Annotated in this window: 21 protein-coding genes; 13 read left to right on the top strand and 8 right to left on the bottom strand. The window is 62.7% G+C overall.

Features of this window, described 5'->3' with window-relative positions:
* Positions 1-149 precede the first annotated feature (149 nt).
* Complete coding sequence (locus BLV20_RS08915; RefSeq protein WP_092299929.1) at positions 150-698, top strand: RNA polymerase factor sigma-70; 549 nt, start codon at positions 150-152, stop codon at positions 696-698.
* 11 nt (positions 699-709) lie between these two features.
* Here the strand turns inward: BLV20_RS08915 and BLV20_RS08920 are convergent, their stop codons facing one another.
* The 3 genes from BLV20_RS08920 to BLV20_RS08930 all read right to left on the bottom strand — a co-directional run bounded on the left by BLV20_RS08920 (position 710) and on the right by BLV20_RS08930 (position 2753).
* The gene (locus BLV20_RS08920) at positions 710-1144 is read right to left on the bottom strand and encodes a pyoverdine biosynthesis protein (protein WP_092299932.1); all 435 of its coding nucleotides are present in this window, start codon (positions 1142-1144) and stop codon (positions 710-712) included.
* 94 nt (positions 1145-1238) lie between these two features.
* Positions 1239-2030 (bottom strand): substrate-binding periplasmic protein, encoded by a 792-nt coding sequence (locus BLV20_RS08925; protein WP_092299935.1) that lies wholly within the window; start codon positions 2028-2030, stop codon positions 1239-1241.
* A gap of 99 nt (positions 2031-2129) precedes the next feature.
* Positions 2130-2753 (bottom strand): TetR/AcrR family transcriptional regulator, encoded by a 624-nt coding sequence (locus BLV20_RS08930; RefSeq protein ID WP_092299938.1) that lies wholly within the window; start codon positions 2751-2753, stop codon positions 2130-2132.
* Positions 2754-2965: 212 nt separating this feature from the next.
* Here BLV20_RS08930 and BLV20_RS08935 point away from each other — a divergent pair, with 212 nt between their 5' ends.
* The 8 genes from BLV20_RS08935 to BLV20_RS08970 all read left to right on the top strand — a co-directional run bounded on the left by BLV20_RS08935 (position 2966) and on the right by BLV20_RS08970 (position 12430).
* The gene (locus BLV20_RS08935; protein WP_092299941.1) at positions 2966-4777 is read left to right on the top strand and encodes an acyclic terpene utilization AtuA family protein; all 1812 of its coding nucleotides are present in this window, start codon (positions 2966-2968) and stop codon (positions 4775-4777) included.
* Entirely contained in the window at positions 4767-5651 is an 885-nt protein-coding gene (locus BLV20_RS08940; protein WP_092299944.1) for an SDR family oxidoreductase, read from the top strand. Before BLV20_RS08935 ends, BLV20_RS08940 begins: the two co-directional genes overlap by 11 nt.
* A gap of 3 nt (positions 5652-5654) precedes the next feature.
* Positions 5655-7271 carry a geranyl-CoA carboxylase subunit beta gene (atuC, locus tag BLV20_RS08945; protein ID WP_092299947.1) on the top strand — a complete coding sequence of 539 codons (1617 nt, stop codon included), beginning with the start codon at positions 5655-5657 and terminating at the stop codon, positions 7269-7271.
* Positions 7272-7466: 195 nt separating this feature from the next.
* Positions 7467-8624 (top strand): citronellyl-CoA dehydrogenase, encoded by a 1158-nt coding sequence (gene atuD / locus BLV20_RS08950; protein ID WP_092299950.1) that lies wholly within the window; start codon positions 7467-7469, stop codon positions 8622-8624.
* On the top strand, positions 8621-9418 hold the full coding sequence (locus BLV20_RS08955) for an enoyl-CoA hydratase/isomerase family protein (protein ID WP_092299952.1): 798 nt from the start codon (positions 8621-8623) through the stop codon (positions 9416-9418). Before atuD ends, BLV20_RS08955 begins: the two co-directional genes overlap by 4 nt.
* Positions 9419-9490: 72 nt before the next feature.
* Positions 9491-11452 (top strand): acetyl/propionyl/methylcrotonyl-CoA carboxylase subunit alpha, encoded by a 1962-nt coding sequence (locus BLV20_RS08960; protein WP_092299954.1) that lies wholly within the window; start codon positions 9491-9493, stop codon positions 11450-11452.
* Between the two features lie 69 nt (positions 11453-11521).
* Entirely contained in the window at positions 11522-12064 is a 543-nt protein-coding gene (locus BLV20_RS08965; RefSeq protein ID WP_092299958.1) for a 3'-5' exonuclease, read from the top strand.
* Between the two features lie 81 nt (positions 12065-12145).
* Positions 12146-12430 (top strand): pyrimidine/purine nucleoside phosphorylase, encoded by a 285-nt coding sequence (locus BLV20_RS08970; RefSeq protein ID WP_007930001.1) that lies wholly within the window; start codon positions 12146-12148, stop codon positions 12428-12430.
* 79 nt (positions 12431-12509) lie between these two features.
* Here the strand turns inward: BLV20_RS08970 and BLV20_RS08975 are convergent, their stop codons facing one another.
* A complete protein-coding gene (locus BLV20_RS08975) occupies positions 12510-13313 on the bottom strand; it encodes an MOSC domain-containing protein (protein ID WP_092299961.1) in 804 nt (267 codons plus the stop codon).
* A 99-nt stretch (positions 13314-13412) separates the two neighbouring features.
* On the bottom strand, positions 13413-14348 hold the full coding sequence (locus BLV20_RS08980) for a chemotaxis protein CheV (protein WP_092299965.1): 936 nt from the start codon (positions 14346-14348) through the stop codon (positions 13413-13415).
* Between the two features lie 567 nt (positions 14349-14915).
* Here BLV20_RS08980 and BLV20_RS08985 point away from each other — a divergent pair.
* From BLV20_RS08985 to BLV20_RS08995, 3 genes are all read left to right on the top strand, one after another.
* Positions 14916-15383, top strand: coding sequence for a hypothetical protein (locus tag BLV20_RS08985; RefSeq protein ID WP_092299968.1), 468 nt, complete (start codon positions 14916-14918; stop codon positions 15381-15383).
* Between the two features lie 500 nt (positions 15384-15883).
* Positions 15884-16777, top strand: a complete 894-nt coding sequence (locus BLV20_RS08990) for a sensor histidine kinase (protein WP_092299970.1) — start codon at positions 15884-15886, stop codon at positions 16775-16777.
* Positions 16774-17433, top strand: coding sequence for a response regulator (locus BLV20_RS08995; RefSeq protein ID WP_092299973.1), 660 nt, complete (start codon positions 16774-16776; stop codon positions 17431-17433). Before BLV20_RS08990 ends, BLV20_RS08995 begins: the two co-directional genes overlap by 4 nt.
* Here the strand turns inward: BLV20_RS08995 and yegS are convergent.
* Positions 17430-18332, bottom strand: coding sequence for a lipid kinase YegS (yegS, locus tag BLV20_RS09000; RefSeq protein ID WP_092299976.1), 903 nt, complete (start codon positions 18330-18332; stop codon positions 17430-17432). The two genes, BLV20_RS08995 and yegS, sit on opposite strands and share 4 nt — an antisense overlap.
* Before the next feature lie 224 nt (positions 18333-18556).
* Between yegS and BLV20_RS09005 the strand changes: the two genes are divergently transcribed.
* The gene (locus BLV20_RS09005) at positions 18557-18820 is read left to right on the top strand and encodes a hypothetical protein (RefSeq protein WP_092299979.1); all 264 of its coding nucleotides are present in this window, start codon (positions 18557-18559) and stop codon (positions 18818-18820) included.
* 58 nt (positions 18821-18878) lie between these two features.
* Here the strand turns inward: BLV20_RS09005 and glp are convergent, their stop codons facing one another.
* Together glp and moaB are read right to left on the bottom strand one after the other, a co-directional pair.
* Positions 18879-20066 (bottom strand): molybdopterin molybdotransferase MoeA, encoded by a 1188-nt coding sequence (gene glp, locus BLV20_RS09010; protein ID WP_371914305.1) that lies wholly within the window; start codon positions 20064-20066, stop codon positions 18879-18881.
* A 22-nt stretch (positions 20067-20088) separates the two neighbouring features.
* Positions 20089-20628, bottom strand: coding sequence for a molybdenum cofactor biosynthesis protein B (gene moaB, locus BLV20_RS09015; protein ID WP_007923271.1), 540 nt, complete (start codon positions 20626-20628; stop codon positions 20089-20091).
* Positions 20629-20702: the final 74 nt, after the last annotated feature.

Genomic DNA, 20702 nt, shown 5'->3' on the forward strand with positions numbered 1-20702 from the left:
GCCGCAGTTCTCACTCCGCGCCAATGGCGCTCATTAATGCTAATTCTCAATTGACAATAATTATCATTCAACCTAATTTGTCGCTCGACGTGTAAGACGAATCTGATTTTTTGTCGTCCTACTAACCCTTTTGCAGCAAGGTGATTTCCATGACGGAACGAGTATCCACAAGCAGGTGCGATTCACCGCTACTCCAGGCCTTTGTCGACAACCGCCTGATCCTGGTCAAGATCGCGGCGCGCATTACCGGCTGTCGTTCCCGTGCCGAAGACGTAGTGCAGGACGCGTTTTTCCGCCTGCAATCGGCACCGCAGATCACCTCGTCGTTCAAGGCGCAGTTGAGCTATCTGTTCCAGATCGTGCGCAACCTAGCGATCGACCACTATCGCAAGCAGGCGCTGGAGCAGAAGTATTCGGGCCCCGAAGAAGAAGGCTTGAATGTGGTCGTGCAAGGGGCGTCGCCAGAAACCTCGCACATCAATTTCTCGACCCTGGAACACATTGCCGATGCGCTGACGGAGCTGCCGAGCCGCACCCGTTATGCATTCGAGATGTACCGCCTGCATGGCGTGCCGCAAAAGGACATCGCCAAGGAGCTTGGGGTGTCGCCGACGCTGGTGAACTTCATGATTCGCGATGCGTTGGTGCATTGCCGCAAAGTCTCGGGCAACCGCGCCGACACCTACGCCCGCCACTGATTCGCCAGGCGCTACCGCGAGCAGGAACGCTGCCGCCAGATCTTCTCGACCACCCGATGCCGTTCGACACCCCGCCCCTGCGCCAGAATCAGCAGGGCGGCGCGCTTGTGGGAGAAATCGAAGGGCCTCTGGCAATGCAGGCAGCGCTCCTGCGGCTCGAACCCTTCGCCAGCAGGCTCGGCAGACGCATCCGGCCCGAGGTCGAGGCCCAAGGCATGCACCAGCGCCGACAACCAGCCGGCCATCCATTCGTCGTGCTGCCCCTCTTGCCCACGCCAGGCTGGCAGCACCTCGCTACCCGCCTGCGGCAGCGGCGCGCCCGACCCACGGCTGGCAGCGACGGGTTCAATATCGCCCAGCCGCAGCGCTTGCAGGCCGCCGGCATCGGTGGCGCAACGGCAGGTATCGGCAACGGCCACAGCAGACAGCGTGTCGAGAGAAGACATGGCACGGGCTCAACGTCATCAGTGTTCAACCAAGTGACGTGAGCCGCAGCGAGAAATTTAGGCGAGCGGCGCGCAAGCCGCGTTGTTGCCGGCTTCACTTGGCCGGCGGCATGACCACGATGCGGTAGGGATCGAAGATCTTCAGCAATTCGCCGCTGTCGCGCAGGCGTCCCAGCAACTTGGCGAAGTCTTCGCCACTGATCGGCGCCGTGGGGCGAATCAGAGCGTAATGGTGGTAGACCTGATCGATCCGCTCGGAAGCCATCAGTTGCTGGGCCGTGTCGAGGTTGTGCGAGAGGAAATCGCTCAGGTAGGAACGGGTCACCAGTGCCATGTCGGCGCGGCCGCGCAGCACCATCAACAGGTTGCTGTCGTGGGAATACGTGAGGGTCGCGTTGTAGGTATCGGCCAGGTATTTGGGGTCGGCATTGAAGTTGGCGAACGCGTAGTGGTAACCGCTGAACAGCGCCAGGCGCTTGCCCTTGAGGTCGATGAAATAGTCCTGGCCGCGCCCGGGTTCGCGCTGGGCGACGAAGATTTCCGCATCTTCCAGGCCCATGTCGACGCTGGTGTGGGGAATGTTCTGCCAGCCCCAGGCCGGGTTCTCGAAAATCGCCATGTCGATGCGACTTTGCTCGAAATCGCGAAAACGCCGGGGAATCGAGGTCGGCACCAGCACAAATTGATAGTCGCTTTGCACCGCGTTCAAGGCCTCCACCAGTTGCGGCAGCAAGCCGGTGTCGGCGCCCTGCTCGGGCCGCACGGTATAAGGAGGGAAATGCGCCGCACCCACCCGTACCAACTGTGCAGCGCAGACCGGAAAAACCGCCAGGGTGGCCAGGGCCCACACCAGCATTCGCAAAGCCATCCGCATTGGCGAAGACATCGAGGCAACTCACTTAGGAAAAGAAACAGGGCGATGCCATTAAAGCTAGGCGGTTTCCCTGGCTTAGACAACTTTCACTGAATAATTAATTACTTGCGCTTATGGCTCGTTAAGCACCAGCGTCAGCGCTTCCTGGGCCAGTTGCTCAAGGGTCATGCTGCCTTCGGCGCGAAACCAGGTGGTGGTCCAGGACAAGGCCCCCGTGAGAAAACGCCGGGTTACGAACACATCGCCCTTGATAAGACCGGCCTCCTTGGCCTCGCCCAGCACCTGCATCCAGATCTGCTCATAAATGTCGCGCAGGGCCAGGACGTCGGCCTGGCCCTGGGCCGACAATGAGCGCCATTCGTAGACCAGCACCGCCATGGCCTCGCCGCTGCCGCCCATGATCGACTGCAACTCGCAGCGGATCAGCGCCAGCACCCGCTCGCGCACGTCCTTGGCTTCGGCCAGCTCGGCGCGCATCAGCGCGGTGTTGTAATGGATGGTTTCCTCCATCACCGCGCGCAGGATGTCGTCCTTGCTCTTGAAGTGATGAAAGATGCTGCCGGACTGGATGCCCACCGCGCCAGCCAGGTCGCGCACCGTGGTGCGCTCGTAGCCTTTATTGCGAAACAGGTGAGCCGCGGTTTGCAGCAGCTTGCCGCGGGCGCTGTCCGGATCGGTCAGTTGCCCGTTGGCGACCAGCTGGTGCATCACCAGCAAGGCTTTTTGCTCATCCACGGCCTCTCTCCTACATTCACTCGATCATTGTGCAGCGTAGCCCGGTCGAAACTGGGAGCTTGCGCGCGCAATTTAAGCCCGTGGGGACGACCAAGCAAGCGCTTGGGGGCAAGATATTTCCGACGTTTACAAACCAAGCGCTTGCTTGGTAGTCTCGATCCAGTTCCGTCATCGCGTCTTTTTATCGAGTCTTTTATCGAGAGCCCCCTGCCATGACCAAGACCCTCCGCATCGGCTGTGCCAGCGCCTTCTGGGGCGACACCTCGAGCGCCGCCGCGCAACTGGTGCAGGGTGGCCGCCTGGATTACCTGGTGTTCGACTACCTGGCCGAAATCACCCTGTCGATCATGGCCGGCGCGCGGATGAAGGACGCCAATGCCGGCTACGCCACGGATTTCATCGACATATTGAGCCCGTTGCTGGGCGAGATCGCCCGGCAGGGCATCCGGGTCATCAGCAACGCCGGCGGGGTCAACCCGCAGGCCTGCGCCGCGGCCCTGCAAGCGGCCTGCGACCAGGCCGGCGTCGCGCTGAAAATCGCCGTGCTGCTGGGCGATGACCTGCAACCCCGCTTCAAGCAACTCAGCGGCAGTGGCATTCATGAAATGTTCAGCGGTGCGCCGCTGCCACCGGTCTGCGTGTCCACCAACGCCTACCTCGGCGCCCCGGGGATAGTCGAAGCCCTGAAGCTGGGCGCGGACATCGTCATCACCGGCCGCGGGGTCGACAGCGCGGTGGTCAGCGCCGCGCTGGTGCATGAATTCGGCTGGTCCTGGCACGACTACGACAAACTGGCCCTGGCCGCCCTCGCCGGCCACATCATCGAATGCGGCGCGCAGTGCACCGGCGGCAACTTCACCGACTGGCGCGAGGTGCCGGACTACGAACACATCGGTTTTCCCATCGTCGAGGTCGGCGCCGACGGCCAGTTCGTCGTCAGCAAGCCCGAAGGCTCCGGCGGGCTGGTAACGCCGCTGACCGTCGGCGAGCAACTGCTCTACGAGATCGGCGACCCGCGGGCCTACCTGTTGCCCGACGTGATCTGCGACTTCAGCCAGGTCAAGCTGCACCAGCAGGGCAAGAACGCAGTCAGCGTGCACGGCGCCAAGGGCCTGCCGCCGACCGGCCAATACAAGGTCAGTGCCACCTACCCGGACGGTTTCCGCTGCACCGCCAGTTGCCTGATCGCCGGCATCGACGCCGTGGCCAAGGCGCGCCGGGTGAGCCAGGCGATCATCGACAAGACCGCGGAGATGTTCAGCCAGCGCGGCTGGGCGCCCTACAGCGAAGTCAATATCGAACTGCTCGGCAGCGAAGCCACTTATGGCCCCCATGGTCAGCGCCAGGACAGCCGCGAAGTGGTGATCAAGCTCGCCGTGCGCCATCCGGACAAACGCGCGCTGGTGCTGTTTTCCCGCGAGATCGCCCAGGCCGCCACGGGCATGGCCCCGGGCCTGACCGGCATCGTCGGCGGCCGGCCGACGGTCTATCCGCTGATCCGCCTGTTCTCGTTCCTGATCGACAAGAGCGCCTGCGCCCTGGAAGTCGAGATGGCCGGCCAGCGCCATCGGGTCGAGCTGCCCGAACTCGACAGGCTCGACTCCAGCACCCTGCCCGTCGCCCATGCCGTGGCCAGCCCCGTGGGCCGCGCCGATGCCAGCGTGGCGCTGGTCAAGCTGGCGGTGGCGCGCTCCGGCGACAAGGGCAACCACAGCAATATCGGGGTCATGGCCCGCGCCCCCGAATACCTGCCGTGGATCGCCGAGGCCCTGACACCCGCCGTGGTAGTGGACTGGATGAGCCATGTGCTGGACCCGGTGCACGGCCGGGTCCAGCGCTGGTACCTGCCGGGCAGCCACAGCCTGAACTTCCTGCTGGAGAACGCCCTGGGCGGCGGCGGTGTCGCCAGCCTGCGCATCGACCCACAAGGCAAGGCCTTCGCCCAGCAGTTGCTGGAAATCCAGATCCCGGTGCCGCAGAGCATCGCCGACGCCGTCAACGAGAGGACGTATCGTGGCTTATGACTCGATTTTCAAACCCGACCTGTTCGCCGGCCAGACCATAGTCGTCACCGGCGGCGGCAGCGGTATCGGGCGTTGCACCGCCCATGAACTGGCGGCCCTCGGCGCCCGCGTGCTGCTGGTGGGGCGCAAGGCGGACAAGCTGCACAAGGTGGCCGCGGAGATTGCCGAAGACGGCGGCCAGGCCAGCGGGCATGCCTGCGATATCCGTGACGAGGAAGCGGTCAAGGCCCTGGTCGGCGGGTTGGTCCGTGACCACGGGCCGTTGCATGGCCTGATCAACAATGCCGGCGGGCAGTACCCCTCGCCCCTGGCCTCGATCAATCAGAAAGGCTTTGAAACCGTGCTGCGCACCAACCTGGTGGGCGGTTTTCTGATGGCCCGGGAAGTCTTCAACCAGTCGATGAGCAAGCATGGCGGCAGCATCGTCAACATGCTCGCCGACATGTGGGGCGGCATGCCCGGCATGGGCCATTCCGGCGCCGCGCGCTCGGGGATGGACAACTTCACCAAGACCGCCGCGTTCGAATGGGGCCATGCCGGGGTGCGGGTCAACGCCGTGGCGCCGGGCTGGATCGCTTCCAGCGGCATGGACACCTACGAAGGCGCGTTCAAGGCCGTGATCCCGACCCTGCGCGAGCACGTGCCGCTCAAGCGCATCGGCACCGAATCGGAAGTCAGCGCCGCCATCGTCTTCCTGCTCAGCCCGGCGGCGGCCTTCATCAGCGGCAGCACCTTGCGCATCGACGGCGCCGCCAGCCTCGGCAACCGTGCCTGGCCGCTGCACAAGGCGTCCCATAGCGAGCCCTACAACGGCTTCCACCGCGCCTACCTGCCGGATGTGCTGAAGGACGAGCCCTTCAAGGACGGGAAATAAGCCATGCCAGTCATACAGTCCCAGCTCGATCCCCACGGTCCGCAGTTCCAGCAGAACCGCGAAGCGATGCTGGCCGGCATCGCGCAGCTGCGCCAACTGGAACAGAACCTGCTGGCCAAGGCCGCCGAGGCCAAGGCGAAATTCGAAAAGCGCGGGCAGCTGTTGCCCCGCGAACGCCTCAACCTGCTGCTGGACCCCGGCGCGCCCTTTCTCGAACTGGCGAGCCTGGCCGGCTACAAGTTGCACGACGACAAGGACGGCAGCCAGGCCGGTGGCGGGTTGATCGCCGGCATCGGCTACGTCAGCGGCGTGCGGGTACTGGTGGTGGCCAATAACAGCGCGATCAAGGGAGGCACCATTTCCCCCAGCGGTCTGAAAAAGTCCCTGCGCCTGCAACAGATCGCCATGGAAAACAAACTGCCGGTGGTGACCCTGGCCGAAAGCGGCGGCGCCAATCTCAATTACGCGGCGGAGATCTTCGTCGAAGGCGCACGCAGTTTCGCCAACCAGGCGCGCATGTCGGCCATGGGCCTGCCGCAGATCACCGTGGTGCATGGCTCGGCCACCGCCGGCGGGGCCTACCAGCCGGGGCTGTCGGATTACGTGGTGGTGGTGCGCGGCAAGGCCAAGCTGTTTCTCGCCGGGCCGCCGCTGCTCAAGGCCGCCACCGGCGAGGTGGCCACCGACGAAGAACTGGGCGGCGCCGAGATGCATGCGCAGGTGGCCGGCACCGCGGAATACCTGGCAGAAAACGACGGCGACGGCGTGCGCATCGTGCGGGAAATACTTGCCGCCCTGCCGTGGAACGCCCGGCTGCCGCTGCAGCCGGCGCAGCCATATGCGGAGCCGCTGTACCCGATCGACGAGCTGCTGGGGCTGATTCCCGACGACCCGAAAAAACCCTATGACGCCCGGGAAATCATTGCGCGCATCGCCGACGGCTCGAACTTCCTCGAATTCAAGGGCGAATTCGACCAGCAGACCCTTTGCGGCCACCTGCAGATCCAGGGCCGTCCGTGCGGCTTTATCGGCAATAACGGGCCGATCACCCCGAAAGGCGCGAGCAAGGCCGCGCAGTTCATTCAGCTGTGCGACCAGAGCGGCACGCCGCTGCTGTTTTTCCACAACACCACCGGTTTCATGGTCGGCACCGAGTCGGAGCAGCAAGGCGTGATCAAGCACGGCTCCAAGCTGATCCAGGCGGTGGCCAATGCCCGGGTGCCGAAGCTGACCATCGTGGTCGGCGGCTCCTACGGCGCCGGCAATTACGCCATGTGCGGCCGCGGCCTGGACCCGCGCTTCATCTTCGCCTGGCCCAACAGCCGCACCGCGGTGATGGGCGGCGCCCAGGCCGGCAAGGTGCTGCGCATCGTCACCGAGGCCAAGCACGCCAAGCAGGGCCAGGCGGCCGACCCGCAAATGCTGGATATGCTGGAACAGGTCACCGCGCAGAAACTCGACAGCCAGTCCACGGCCTTGTACGGCAGCGCCAACCTGTGGGACGACGGGCTGATCGACCCGCGGGACACCCGCACCCTGCTCGGCTATTTGCTGGATATCTGCCACGAGGCCGAGGTGCGCCCATTGCAGCCCAACAGCTTCGGCGTCGCACGGTTCTGATGTAGCCGCTGCCGCAGGCTGCGATAAGGCCCGAAGGGTCTTCGAGGGCCTCAAGAGCACGTCCCCTGCGGGGCCGATCGCAGCCTTCGGCAGCGGCTACAGGGACAGCGAGCAGTTCCGCAAGGGCGGTGTTAGCGGCTACAGCGGTAACAAGGTTCAGGGATTGCGTCACTCAACTTGAGGAGAACAATAAAAATGATCTTCACCCAGGAACATGAAGAACTGCGGCGCACGGTGCGCAACTTTGTCGAGCGCGAGATCAACCCGCATGTCGAGGCATGGGAAAAGGCCGGGCGCTTTCCGATCCACGAGATTTTCCGCAAGGCCGGCGAGCTGGGCCTGCTGGGTATCTCCAAGCCGGAGAAATTCGGCGGCATGGGCCTGGACTACAGCTATTCGATCGTCGCCGCCGAAGAGTTCGGCACCATCCATTGCGGCGGCATCCCGATGTCCATCGGCGTGCAGACCGACATGTGCACCCCGGCCCTGGCGCGCTTCGGCTCCGACGAGTTGCGCGAAGAGTTCCTGCGCCCGGCCATCAGCGGGGAAATGGTCGGCTGCATCGGCGTCTCCGAGGTCGGTGCCGGCTCCGACGTGGCCGGGCTCAAGACCACCGCGCGCAAGGACGGCGACGACTATGTGATCAACGGCAGCAAGATGTGGATCACCAACTCGCCCTGCGCCGACTTCATCTGCCTGCTGGCCAACACCTCGGACGACAAGCCCCACGTCAACAAGTCGCTGATCATGGTGCCGATGAACAGCCCCGGCATCAGCCTCAGCCCGCACCTGGACAAGCTCGGCATGCGCAGCTCGGAGACCGCCCAGGTGTTTTTCGACAACGTGCGCGTGCCCCAGCGCTACCGCATCGGCCACGAAGGCGCCGGTTTCATGATGCAGATGCTGCAATTCCAGGAAGAGCGGCTGTTCGGCGCGGCCAACATGATCAAGGGCCTGGAATATTGCGTCGACAGCACCATCGAATATTGCAAGGAACGCAAGACCTTCGGCAGCGCGCTGATCGACAACCAGGTGATCCACTTCCGCCTGGCCGAGCTGTCCACCGAAATCGAATGCCTGCGGGCCCTGGTGTACCAGGCGACCGAGCAGTACGTGCGCGGCCAGGACGTCACTCGCCTGGCGTCCATGGCCAAGCTCAAGGCCGGGCGCCTGGGCCGCGAGGTCAGCGACAGCTGCCTGCAATACTGGGGCGGCATGGGCTTCATGTGGGACAACCCGGTGGCCCGCGCCTACCGCGACGTGCGCCTGGTCTCGATTGGCGGCGGCGCCGACGAAATCATGCTGGGGATCATCTGCAAACTCATGGGCATCCTGCCGGGGAAACGCAAATGAGCCGCCTGCCCGCCTGCGAAACCCTGCTGCTGGCGCCCCGTGGCGGTGTCCTGCACATCACCCTGGATCGCCCGGACAGCCGCAACGCCATGAGCCTGCAAATGGTCGCCGAACTGCGCGCGGTGCTGGCGGCGGTCCGTGATGACCGCGGCATTCGCGCCTTGGTGCTGAGCGGCGCCGGCGGGCACTTCTGCGCCGGCGGCGACCTGAAAGACATGGCCAGTGCCCGTGCCCAGGGCGCCAGTGCCTATCAGGAACTGAACCGGGCGTTCGGCACACTGCTTGAAGAAGCCCAGCACACCCCGCAGGTGCTGATCGTGCTGCTGCAAGGCGCGGTGCTGGGCGGCGGCTTCGGCCTGGCCTGCGTCAGCGATATCGCCATCGCCGACCATCAGGCGCAGTTCGGCATGCCGGAAACCAGCCTCGGCCTGCTGCCGGCGCAAATCGCGCCGTTTGTGGTCAAGCGCATCGGCCTGACCCAGGCCCGCCGGCTGGCGCTGACCGCCGCGCGCTTTGATGGCAGCGAAGCCGAGCGGCTGGGCCTGGTGCATTTTGTCGAAGACGGCCCAGAGGCCCTGGCCGAACGCCTCGATGAAGTGCTGGCCCATGTGCTGTGCTGCGCGCCCGAGGCCAACGCCGCGACCAAGGCGCTGTTGCTGGCCAGTGCCGAAGAACTGCTGGCGCCCCTGCTCGATCGCGCGGCGGAGCAGTTCGCCGCCGCCGTTACCGGCGCCGAAGGCATCGAGGGCACCATGGCTTTCGTGCAAAAACGCAAACCGGCGTGGGCCTCATAAAGCACATCCGTGCAGGAGCGAACTCGCTCGTGAAACGCCCAACCAGACACCACCGACTTCAGGAACCACCCCATGCCCGCCTTCAGCAAAATCCTGATCGCCAACCGCGGTGAAATCGCCTGCCGTATCCAGCGCACCGCCCAAGCCTTGGGTTATCGCACGGTGGCGGTGTTCAGCGACGCCGACGCCGATGCGCTGCATGTGCGGATGGCCGACGAAGCGGTGCGCATCGGCCCGGCAGCGGTCCAGCAGTCTTACCTGGACAGCCAGGCGATTCTCGACGCGGCGCGGCGCACGGGCGCCGATGCGCTGCACCCCGGCTACGGCTTTCTGTCGGAGAACGCCGAGTTCGCCAGCGCCTGCGAGGCCGCCGGCATCACCTTTATCGGTCCCAGCGCCGAGGCCATCGAACTGATGGGCAGCAAGCGCCAGTCCAAGCTGGCGATGCTCGCCGCGGGCGTGCCCTGCATCGCCGGCTATCAAGGCGCGGAACAGGACGATGCGACCCTGCAACGCGAAGCCGAGCGCATCGGCTACCCGCTGATGATCAAGGCCAGCGCCGGTGGCGGCGGACGTGGCATGCGCCTGGTGCAGCGGGCCGACGAGCTGCTGGCGCAGGTACGCACCGCGCGTTCCGAGGCGCTGCATGCCTTCGGCAGCGATGAGTTGATTCTGGAGCAGGCGCTGATCGAACCGCGGCATGTGGAGATCCAGGTGTTCGGCGACCGCCACGGGCAGCTGATCTACCTGGGCGAGCGCGATTGCTCGATCCAGCGCCGCCATCAGAAGGTCGTCGAAGAGGCGCCCTGCCCGGTGATGACCGCCGAGCTGCGCCAGGCCATGGGCGAGGCCGCCCTCAAGGCCGGCCGCGCGGTGAATTATGTGGGCGCCGGCACCGTGGAGTTTCTGCTCGATGCGCGGGGGCAGTTCTACTTTCTGGAAATGAACACCCGCCTGCAGGTCGAACACCCGGTCACCGAGATGATCACCGGCCTGGACCTGGTGGCCTTGCAACTGCAAGTGGCCGCCGGGCAGCCGCTGCCCCTGCGCCAGGAACAGGTCGAGCTCAAGGGCCATGCCATCGAAGTGCGGCTGTACGCCGAGGACCCGGCGCAGGGTTTCCTGCCGCAAACCGGCCGGGTCCGGCGCTGGGAACCGGCCCTAGGCGCCGAAGTACGCATCGATCACGGCCTGCTGGAAGGCCAGGACATCAGCCCGTTCTATGACCCGATGCTGGGCAAGCTCATCGCCCACGGCGCCACCCGCGAAGAGGCGCGCCGCAAGCTACTGCGCGCGGTCGAGGACTCGGTGCTGACAGGCGTGGCGAGCAACCAGAAACTGTTGGCGAACCTGCTGCGCCATCCCGGCTTTGCCAGTGGCCAATTCAGCACCGCCTTTATCGCCGAACATTTCGCCGACGACCCCAGCCTGCACCCGCAGCCACCCAGCAGCGCCGAACTGGCCCTGGCCACGGCGCTGTTTTACCGGCACGCGGCCCACCGCCACGGCGCAGCGCTGGCCGGCTGGCGCAACAATGCCAGCGTGCCGCTGCACTATCGCCTGGGCACGAATGACAACGCCTGGAGCCTGGAAGTGAATAACCAGCAGGCCGGGGCGCTGCAGATCCAGCACGCCGACGAATGCTTCGAGGTAGAGCTGCTGGAAGCGGATGGCCGCTGGGCTTGCGCAATCATCGACGGCATCCGCCGTCGCTACGCCTACACCCTGGAGGCCGGGCAGCTCTGGCTCTTTACCCGCCCTGGCAGCCTGCACCTTGAAGACCTGACCCACGCGCCGGTCACCAGCCAGGCCGGTGCCCGCAGCGGCACGCTCAAGGCGCCCATGGATGGCGCCATTGTCGACGTGCTGGTCAGCGAGGGGGCGACCGTCAGCAAGGGCCAACTGCTGCTGGTCCTGGAGGCAATGAAAATGGAGCATCCGCTGAAGGCCGGGATCGATGGCGTGATCAAGCGGCTGCAGGTCAACCTCGGCGACCAGGTGAAAAACCGCCAGGTGCTGCTGGAGGTGGAATAAGCCGCTAGGCGGATACGTCGGGTTTGGCTACGCTCAAGCCTCATCGGGATGTTGAAGCTGGAGCCTGTGATGCCCCACTGGTTGGTAATTGATCTGGAAGCCACCACGGACGAAGGAGGCTGGCCGCTGACCGACATGGAAATTATCGAGATCGGCGCCACTCTGGTGAACCGCGAAGGACGTGAACTGGACCATTTCCAGCGTTTCGTGCGCCCGCTGCGGCGGCCGATGCTGACCCCGTTCTGCCGTGAACTGACCCGCATCACCCAGGCCCAGATCGACGGCGCCCAGCCGTTGAGCGAGGTCTGGCCGCTGTTCGAACGCTGGCTGGGCCAGCATCATGCCCGCCTGGAGGGCTGGGCCAGCTGGGGCGACTACGATCGCAAGCAGTTGCTGCAAGAGTGGCAACGCTCGCAACTGCACAGTGCCCTCGCCCAGCTGCCGCACATGAACCTCAAGCAACGCTTCGCCAAGGCCCGCCGCCTCGAACGCCCGCTGGGCCTGAACGGCGCGCTGCAACTCGCCGGGCTGCAGTTCACCGGCCAGCAGCATCGCGCCCTGGAAGATGCCCGCAATACGGCGCGTTTATTGCCTCTGATTCTTCCCGCTTGATCCGTCAGCGCAACAGGTGACGCATCTGAAGGCCTTGTGCATACTGGCCGGCCTTTTTGACCCCTTTTTGAGGAATCGCCCATGTTTAAAGTCAACGAGTACTTCGACGGCACCGTCAAGTCGATTGCCTTCGGCACGGCCGAAGGTCCAGCCACCATTGGCGTCATGGCTCCGGGCGAATACGAGTTCGGCACGGCCCAACGCGAAATCATGCACGTGGTTTCCGGCGCCCTGACCGTCAAGCTGCCTGACAGCAACGACTGGGAAACCTTTGCCGCCGGCAGCCAGTTCAACGTTCCTGCCAACAGCAAGTTCCAGCTGAAGGTTGCCGTCGACACCGCCTACCTGTGCGAATACCGCGGCTGATCCCACTGGGGACTGCTGGTCGGCAATAAAAATGCCCGTATCTCGCGATACGGGCATTTTTATTTGGCGCGCCGCCGACTTATTCCAGCACGGTCACCGGCATGCCGACTTCCAGCCGGCCGATGCCGTCGTTCACCAGGTTCTGCCCGAACATCGCCCCCTCTCCTTGCGCCCGATACTGCTGCAGCGTGGCCAGCGGTTCCCGATCGGCACTGCGCTCGCCGGTCTGCGGGTCGATGGTGGTGAGGATGCAGCGCGCGCAAGGCTTGACCACGCGGAACTCGATATCGCCAATGCGGATGCGCTTCCAGCCATCCTCGGCGTACGCCGGGAAGCCCTCGATCACCAGGTTGGGGCGAAAGCGCAGCATCTCCAGAGGGCGCCCGACACGGCTGGACAGATCCGCGCGGGAAGATTCGCCGATCAGCAGCAGCGGAAAACCGTCGGCAAAAGCCACCTGGTCGTCATCCTTGCCATAACCGGCCTGGGTGGTACGCGCGCGGTCCAGGGGGACCTGCACCAGGCGGGTGGGCTTGCCGATGAAATCGCTCAGCCATGCATGAGCCTCGGCGCCCGCATCCGGCACGCGCAGCGTGTCGCGCCAGATGGTCACGCCACGCAACGGGGCATCCGCACCAGGCAAGGGCACATCGAGGGATGGGTAGCCGGGAGCGCTGAGGGTCAGCCCACCCTGGGCATTCCACAGCGCCGAAATCTGGCTCATCTGCGGGATCGCGCGCTGGGTCAAAAAGCGTCCGCTGGGCTCATCGACGAGCATCCAGCGTCGGTCGCCCTCCAGCCCCAGCTTGTCCAGCGCGACCTGTTGCAGGGATTCGCCCTTGCCGGACTTCAAGGGGTATCGATAAAGCGCGCTGAGACGCATGGCCAGCTCCCGGTTGGCAAAAAAAGCAACCTTATACGAGCCGGTCCGCGAATCAAAGAAGCACTTGCCACACAGGCGGCGCCCCGGCCATGACTCCCGTCAGGCGGGGACTTCGTCCAGCATCAGGCGCTGGCGCACCACATCGACCAGTTTGTCCGGCTGGAACTTGGACAGGAAGTTGTCGCAACCGACCTTCTTCACCATCGACTCGTTGAAGCTGCCCGACAACGAGGTATGCAGCACCACATAAAGGCTGCGCAGGCGAGGGTCGTTGCGGATTTCGGTGGTCAGGCGATAGCCGTCCATTTCCGGCATTTCGGCGTCGGTGAATACCATCAGCAACTTGTCGGTCATGTCGACGCCGGTATCGGCCCAGGCCTTGAGCATCTTCAGCGCCTTCAGGCCATCGCTGGCAATGTGCATCTTCACCCCCAACTGGCCCAGGGTGTCGCGCAGTTGCGACAACGCTACGTTGGAGTCATCCACCAACAGCACTTCACGGCCACGGGCACGCTCGAGCACCGGGTCGTCGAGCTTGTCGCGCGACACTTTGGCGTTGTACGGGACGATTTCGGCGAGGACTTTCTCGACGTCGATGATCTCGACCAGTTGATCGTCGACCTTGCTGATCGCCGTCAGGTAATGCTGGCGTCCGGCACTGGTCGGTGGCGGCAGGATGGCTTCCCAGTTCATGTTGACGATGCGGTCGACGCCGCCCACCAGGAAGGCCTGCACCGAACGGTTGTACTCGGTGACGATAATGGTGCTGTTGGGACCTGGCACCAATGGGCGCATGCCGATCGCCTGGGACAGGTCGATGACCGGCAGTGTCTGCCCCCGCAGGTTGACCACGCCACAGACAAACGGGTGGCGCTGGGGCATCAGGGTCAGCTTCGGCAGTTGCAGGACTTCCTGCACTTTGAACACGTTGATCGCGAACAGCTGTCGCCCGGCCAGGCGGAACATGAGGATTTCCAGGCGATTCTCACCCACCAGTTGCGTGCGTTGATCTACCGTGTCGAGAATGCCGGCCATGTAATGACTCCTGGGCTTGTTCTGATGAATTCACTAACGAAGGTTATCGGCACAATCCACCGAATCTTGACCTGCGTACAAAATGCCATGCAAAGGCATTGATGTCACATTAACATCATGCTTTACTGGCTTCGCGATTTCATCCGCACCTTCCCCCCCCCGCCGCGACCTCAAATACGGCGCTTGGTTCCCCCTTATAAGGGAATCCCTTAGCAGCAATCAGGACCAACCTGATATTCGCAATATCCAATAGCCATTAATGTGACGCCATTCTCATTGCATGAATGGAGTCAGGCTTTTGTTTGTGATCGCAGGAAGATGGCCTGGTGCCTGTTCAAGCCCTACCGCCTCCGCTGTCCAAGCGTTGCCGATACACCGTGCCCAGCGGTCTACCGCCTGCAATCGGGCAGTCTCGGAGAAGATCGGACTAAACACCGGCACGCCATCTTCGTTCATAAAGAACCAATCAGAATCGTCTTATATCCCACGGCATACTCGGCGTACTACCTTAAAGTCGCTCACAAAACGGACCATTCCATCATCTGACGTGGCGTCGTGGAGAAAAGCATGCTGATCGACAATAAAGAGTGGCACGAGTCACCCGACTTTCTGCTTGAAGCAGAAGCACTATTGGCAAAGTCGGTTGAGTGCCTGAACCATCTCAACCTGATCAAGAATGATCAGGACGCCATCAATTGCATGCTGTCCATGCTGCTCAAACTTGCCGAGAAAACCGAGGCGCTGGCGCTACGCAGCACCGCCGAATTCTCGCGCCAGGTTCATGCGCTGCTGGGTCATTCCGATCCTCATCCGGACATGAACGAACAGATCCTCGACACTCTCGGCGATTGCTTCAGCCTCATGGCCTGGCAGCTTGAACTGGTCGACCCCGTGACCGGCCAACTGAACCTCGATGGCACTGAACAAGCCACTCTCATCGAATCCCTTGCCGTGCAAATCGATCCTCTGCACGTGCCTCCGTCCTGCCAACAGAATTCGTTCAACGTTTTTTCAATCGCCAAGAGAAACGCATAAGCCTGTCGTTAATTCTTAACTTCAGCTGTTAGATATGTTGTGACATTGACGCGCGTCATGTCGTTATTCAATGTTTCATGCCTGTTAACGACAGTACAACTAACGCAACTAACAAAACCCGCATTCAGACTCCCAATGTCCTGAATTACGCCTATCCATGATCTCCAGGCGCGATAGGCCCTGTTTCAGGGGCACCCGTTAAAACAAGCGAATCGGAACATACGTCCCAAAAGGTAATATTCCTGACCTGCCGGACATATATGGAGGCGCGACCAACGGTAGCTAAGCTGGTACTATGCCCACCCATAAGACGAAGCACTTAATGGCACTGTGACTTCAGATTGATCTTGTTACACACCCGATCAGTGCAAGGCTTGCTCCCAACGAATAGACCGCGTTAATTGAAGCCGCATACTCAAACAATACCGTTTTCCAAACCGGGGCCTGTCAGTTGCCTTGACCGGTCTTCCCGCAGCGAACATTCATTGGCTCCATCTGCTATGTACGCCAGCCTCAAGTCAACCGCCACCCGACTTCTTTCTCGAATAAACCTGCGCTGGCTCAACCTGTTGCTGTGCTCATGCTCGGCACTTGGAAGTCTGCTCGCCTATTGCCTGTCGACTACCGTTCCTCTCAGCCTGCTGATCCTGAACCTGGCGGCCCTCGCCAGCGTCTGGGTCTATTACGGCAACTCGCGCAAATCGATCAAGTTCGAACCTCAGGAACTGGCGGACCGCTTGCTGCAAGTCCAGGAGAACGAACGTCATCGGCTTAGTCGTGAACTGCATGATGATATTGGCCAACTGTTGACCGCCGCCAAGTTGCAAAGCGAATGGCTGAAGCGCCGCCTGCCGGAAGATCTGCAGCAGCATTGCACGACGCTCCAAGGCACATTGGAAGAAACCCTGGCCAAGGTACGCGACGTCTCGGCGATCCTTAATCCCCGGCAGCTGGCCAGCCTGGGCCTGGAAGCCAGCTTGCGAGCCCACTTGCTGAAGACTCTGGAAAACACTTCCGTGCACTGGAGCCTGGAATGCAAGCAGCGGCTGGCTGGCATTCCCGAGGAAATGGCGGTGGCCGCCTTCCGCATCACCCAGGAAGCCGTCACCAACATGCTGCGCCATGCCCAGGCGGACAACTTGCTGGTACGCCTGCAACGCCTTCCCGAAGGGCTTTCGCTGCTGATCAGCGACGATGGCCGTGGCTTTTCTCCTGCCCCCAATCCTGGCGAACAAGGACAACGCGGCATGGCCGGCATGTCGGAGAGAATTGCACAACTGGGTGGCACCCTGAAGGTTTCCAGCCAGCCCGACCAGGGCACACAAATCGAAGCACTTTTCCCCTGGGCGCCTCGCGCACTCGAACGGGCCAGTACGAATAAGGTTTTACATTGACCTGCAATTTACTTCTGGTGGATGACCACTCGCTCATCAGGGCTGGCGTGCGTGCCCTGGTCATGGACATTCCTGGCTATGCCGTGATCGGTGAGGCCAACGATGGCGCACAAGTGCTGGAGATGGTCGAGAGGCTGTCGCCAGACATTATCCTGCTGGATATTTCCATGAGGGATATTGGCGGCCTGGAAGCCCTGAAGAAGCTCAAGGTGGTGCATCCGCAAAGCAAGGTGCTGATTCTCTCCATGCACACCGACCCGGCCTTGATCATGCAAGCCCTGGAGTCCGGCGCTCATGGTTACCTGCTCAAGGACACCACCGCCAACGAGCTCGAGCACGCGCTCGACGCCTTACGCAACAACGAACGTTATCTGAGCCCGGCCATTGCCCATACGGTGATCAACCAGGCATTGATCCGCGTGCAAAAGCCCCATCCGGAACCGGTCGAAACCCATAACCTGACCGCACGCCAGCTGGAGATCCTGCGCCTGATCGTACGCGGCAAGTCGACCCGTGAAATCGCTCACGGGCTGGGCCTGAGCATCAAGACCGTGGAAACCCACCGCTCGCAGATCATGAAACGCCTGCAAATCTATGACGTGGCCGGCCTGGTCCTGTTTGCCGTGCGCGAACAGATCATCAGCCTCGACGATTAAGGCGCCGAAGCCCCCAGCAGCGGGGAGTCTTCCGGCAAATGCACCCGCAATGCCCCTGGGAGCGCGCGAAAACGCAGGTTCTCGCCTTGCAGAGGCTCGCCGTCAAGATTGATATCCAAACCTTCGGAGGCCTTGATTTCAATCCACGGCAGGCGCGTACGCACAAACATATTGTCGATCCCCCAGCCGCCAGCCAGCAGATCCTTCAAGGTACCCACCAGCTCCTGGGGAGCCGGCAGAATGCTGACATCCAGCAGCCCGTCATCGGCTATTGCCTCAGGGCACAACAGATGACCACCGCCGGCCTGACGCCCATTACCGATCCCCAGGGCCAGCAAATCGCCGCGCCAATGGAAATCCGGCCCCTGCAATTCGCCATACGCCGCATGCAGTTCGCTGAAGCGCGACAACCCGGTGAATAGATAGGCTGCGCCCCCCAGAATCTTTTTCAGATCCTCAGAGGTATTGGCCGTCACCTGGCTGCCGAACCCGCCTGTGGCCATGTTGAGAAACACCTGGCCACCGACTTCGCCGAGGTCGATCGCCCGGGCTGGCACATCGAGCAGGTTCAAAGCCTCATGAGGCAACAAGGAAACGCCAGCCGCCCGCGCAAAATCATTGGCCGTCCCCAGCGGCAGCAGCACCAGGCTGGCATCGCTGGCCTGCGCCGCCATGGCCTCGGCAATATCTCGCAGGGTGCCGTCACCGCCTCCCGCGACCAGATGCATATAGCCGGTTGCGAGTGCCTCATTTACCAGGCGCTGGGCATCGCCGGCTTCCCAGGTCAGGCGGACCGCCAGCTCCCAGCCCTCTTCACGCTTGCGCTCGACGGCGTCGCGCACTTCTTCGTTGAGAGCCTGCTTGCCGTGCAATATCAGCATCGCCTTGCGTTCGCTCATCGCTCATCACTCCTGTCATTCGAGGGCCATTGAAGGATGTTGACCTTCACCCGGTGAGAAAAAGTCCGACCGGGATGCAATCAATGTGTCCTGCCAGCCCAGCTGCTGACTGGCGGTAACTTTTCTGACCGCAGATTGAGAATCACCTGAATTGACCCGAAACAGACAATCGGAGAATGTTGGGGGCAGGCAAACGACGCCTCAAAACAGGGAAGCGAAACACCATGGATGACAAGAAATGCTATGAAAGCTCGAACTCCACGCTCAACCGGCTTGAAGGAAGCATCCTGCTCACCCCCGGCAAACATCCGGAACTGAGCGCCCATCAAGCGCATTCCCATGACCGCGAGCACAAGGTAGGCAGCCGGCTTCATGCCTTGCTCAAGAAGTTCGCCTGGGTATTGGCTTACGCCGGTTTTTTATCGGCGCTTCTGTCCTGGGGCCTGAACAGCCGTTTTGGCTTGCTGATTCTTTTGCTGCTGCGTTGATAGACAGCTTTCCGGAGGCAAGACCCGGCCATGCCGACCTGGTCCGCCTCCCCGGGAGTCAGCCCAGGACTTCACTCAATGGGATGAAGTTGACCCAATCGCCCTCGACCAACGTTCGCTCTTCCAGCACCTCGACCAAGCCCTCAGCCCAGGCGGCACTGCGCAGCACCCCGGAACTCTGGTTCCGGTAGATGACTGCCCTGCCCTGCTCCAGGCGACCACGCAGGTACTCCCGCCGGTTACCCGGTTTGGACCAGGCAAACCCAGCCGGAACCTGGAACTGCAAGGGTTGCAGCTCTTTTACTCCCTGGCGCCGCAAGATATAGGGCCGGGCCAGCAAGGCAAAGGTCACCAGCGTCGAAGCCGGATTACCGGGCAGGCCGATCACCGGCACACCGCGGAAATGCCCGAAGGTCAACGGTTTGCCAGGCTTGATCGCCAGCTTCCAGAGAGCCAGCTCGCCTTCTTCTCGTAACGCAATGCCCAGGAAGTCCGCCTCGCCCACTGACACACCGCCAGTGGAAAGAATCAGGTCGACATCTGCCAACTCGGCAAGGCGACGCCGGGTGGTGGGCAGGTCGTCCGGCAGGATTCCGCCATCGACCACTTCACAGCCCAGGCGCTGCAACCAACTGCACAGCAGGACACGGTTGCTGTTGTAGATTTGCCCAGGACCCAGCGCCTGCCCAGGTTCTATCAATTCGTCGCCGGTTGAGAGCACAGCGACCCGCACTCGGCGCACCACATCAAGCTGGGCGCAACCCAAAGACGCAGCCAACCCCAGCTCGATCGGCCCCAACTGGGTGCCGGCCGCCAGGACACATTCGCCGACCGTGGTTTCCTGGCCTTGCGGACGAATGTTTTGCCCAACGCGCATAGGCTCGGTAAACGCCACCCGCCCATCGGCTTGAACCTGCGCGTTTTCCTGCATTTCCACGCAGTCGGCTCCCGCCGGGACCGGCGCGCCGGTGAATATGCGGGCACAGGTGCCAGGCGCCAACGGCTCGGGCGCCTGGCCGGCGAAGATACGCTGGCTGACGACAAGGGGCTCGCCATGCCAATCTGCGCTACGCAAGGCGTAACCGTCCATGGCGCTGTTGGGCCAGGGCGGAAGATCCAGGCTGGAGATCAAATCGTCAGCCAACACTCGGCCTTGCGCGCCCGCCAGTGGCAGCCGCTCGCGCTGGAGAACAGGAGTCGCCTCGGCCATCTCCAGCAAACGGGCCAATGCAGCCTCGACCGGCATCAAGGCACCGGTCTTGCCCGGCTTATCCACGGGATTCACAAGGCGCAGCCTGTTTCAGGTGCGTAACGAAATTGCACGGACGGTGCCGCGAATCCAGCTGCTCGGCCAGGATGCCGTCCCAACCGGTGCGCACCGCATTGGTCGAACCTGGCAGGCAGCACACCAACGTGCCGTTGGCCAAGCCGGCCAGAGCCCGGGACTGCACGGTGGAAGTGCCGATATCGGCCACCGAGATCTGACGGAACAATTCGCCAAAACCGTCGACCTGTTTGTCGAGCAGGCAAGACACGGCTTCCGGGGTACTGTCACGGCCGGTGAAACCGGTGCCGCCGGTGATCAAAACCACCTGGACCAAATCGTCGGCGATCCAGGTCGCCACTTGCGCGCGAATCTTGTAGAGATCGTCCTTGAGCAGGACGCGTGCAGCCAGGTTATGGCCGGCGGCGCTCAGACGATCGACGAAGACCTGGCCGGAGGTATCGGTTTCCAGAGTGCGGGTATCACTGACGGTCAGCACCGCGATGTTCAGGGGAGCGAAAGGTACATCAGCCTTGGCTTTCATAGGCTCGATCCAGTTGTAGGAGAAACAGCCCGGTGTTATATCACAGCGCTCTCTTTGACCGCCTCTGTGGAGAC

Origin of the sequence: Pseudomonas sp. NFIX28 (assembly GCF_900107395.1) — a bacterium.
GTDB lineage: Bacteria > Pseudomonadota > Gammaproteobacteria > Pseudomonadales > Pseudomonadaceae > Aquipseudomonas.

Bases quoted from the DNA above. Each gene is read 5' to 3' on its own strand.
- BLV20_RS08985 (WP_092299968.1), top strand. From the start codon at position 14,916: ATGCTGATCGACAATAAAGAGTGGCACGAGTCACCCGACTTTCTGCTT.
- BLV20_RS09005 (WP_092299979.1), top strand. From the start codon at position 18,557: ATGGATGACAAGAAATGCTATGAAAGCTCGAACTCCACGCTCAACCGG.
- BLV20_RS08920 (WP_092299932.1), bottom strand. From the start codon at position 1,144: ATGTCTTCTCTCGACACGCTGTCTGCTGTGGCCGTTGCCGATACCTGC.
- BLV20_RS08925 (WP_092299935.1), bottom strand. From the start codon at position 2,030: ATGTCTTCGCCAATGCGGATGGCTTTGCGAATGCTGGTGTGGGCCCTG.
- BLV20_RS08965 (WP_092299958.1), top strand. From the start codon at position 11,522: ATGCCCCACTGGTTGGTAATTGATCTGGAAGCCACCACGGACGAAGGA.
- moaB (WP_007923271.1), bottom strand. From the start codon at position 20,628: ATGAAAGCCAAGGCTGATGTACCTTTCGCTCCCCTGAACATCGCGGTG.
- BLV20_RS08970 (WP_007930001.1), top strand. From the start codon at position 12,146: ATGTTTAAAGTCAACGAGTACTTCGACGGCACCGTCAAGTCGATTGCC.
- BLV20_RS08975 (WP_092299961.1), bottom strand. From the start codon at position 13,313: ATGCGTCTCAGCGCGCTTTATCGATACCCCTTGAAGTCCGGCAAGGGC.
- BLV20_RS08960 (WP_092299954.1), top strand. From the start codon at position 9,491: ATGCCCGCCTTCAGCAAAATCCTGATCGCCAACCGCGGTGAAATCGCC.
- BLV20_RS08915 (WP_092299929.1), top strand. From the start codon at position 150: ATGACGGAACGAGTATCCACAAGCAGGTGCGATTCACCGCTACTCCAG.
- BLV20_RS08980 (WP_092299965.1), bottom strand. From the start codon at position 14,348: ATGGCCGGCATTCTCGACACGGTAGATCAACGCACGCAACTGGTGGGT.
- yegS (WP_092299976.1), bottom strand. From the start codon at position 18,332: ATGAGCGAACGCAAGGCGATGCTGATATTGCACGGCAAGCAGGCTCTC.
- BLV20_RS08955 (WP_092299952.1), top strand. From the start codon at position 8,621: ATGAGCCGCCTGCCCGCCTGCGAAACCCTGCTGCTGGCGCCCCGTGGC.
- glp (WP_371914305.1), bottom strand. From the start codon at position 20,066: ATGCCGGTCGAGGCTGCATTGGCCCGTTTGCTGGAGATGGCCGAGGCG.
- BLV20_RS08990 (WP_092299970.1), top strand. From the start codon at position 15,884: ATGTACGCCAGCCTCAAGTCAACCGCCACCCGACTTCTTTCTCGAATA.
- BLV20_RS08935 (WP_092299941.1), top strand. From the start codon at position 2,966: ATGACCAAGACCCTCCGCATCGGCTGTGCCAGCGCCTTCTGGGGCGAC.
- atuD (WP_092299950.1), top strand. From the start codon at position 7,467: ATGATCTTCACCCAGGAACATGAAGAACTGCGGCGCACGGTGCGCAAC.
- atuC (WP_092299947.1), top strand. From the start codon at position 5,655: ATGCCAGTCATACAGTCCCAGCTCGATCCCCACGGTCCGCAGTTCCAG.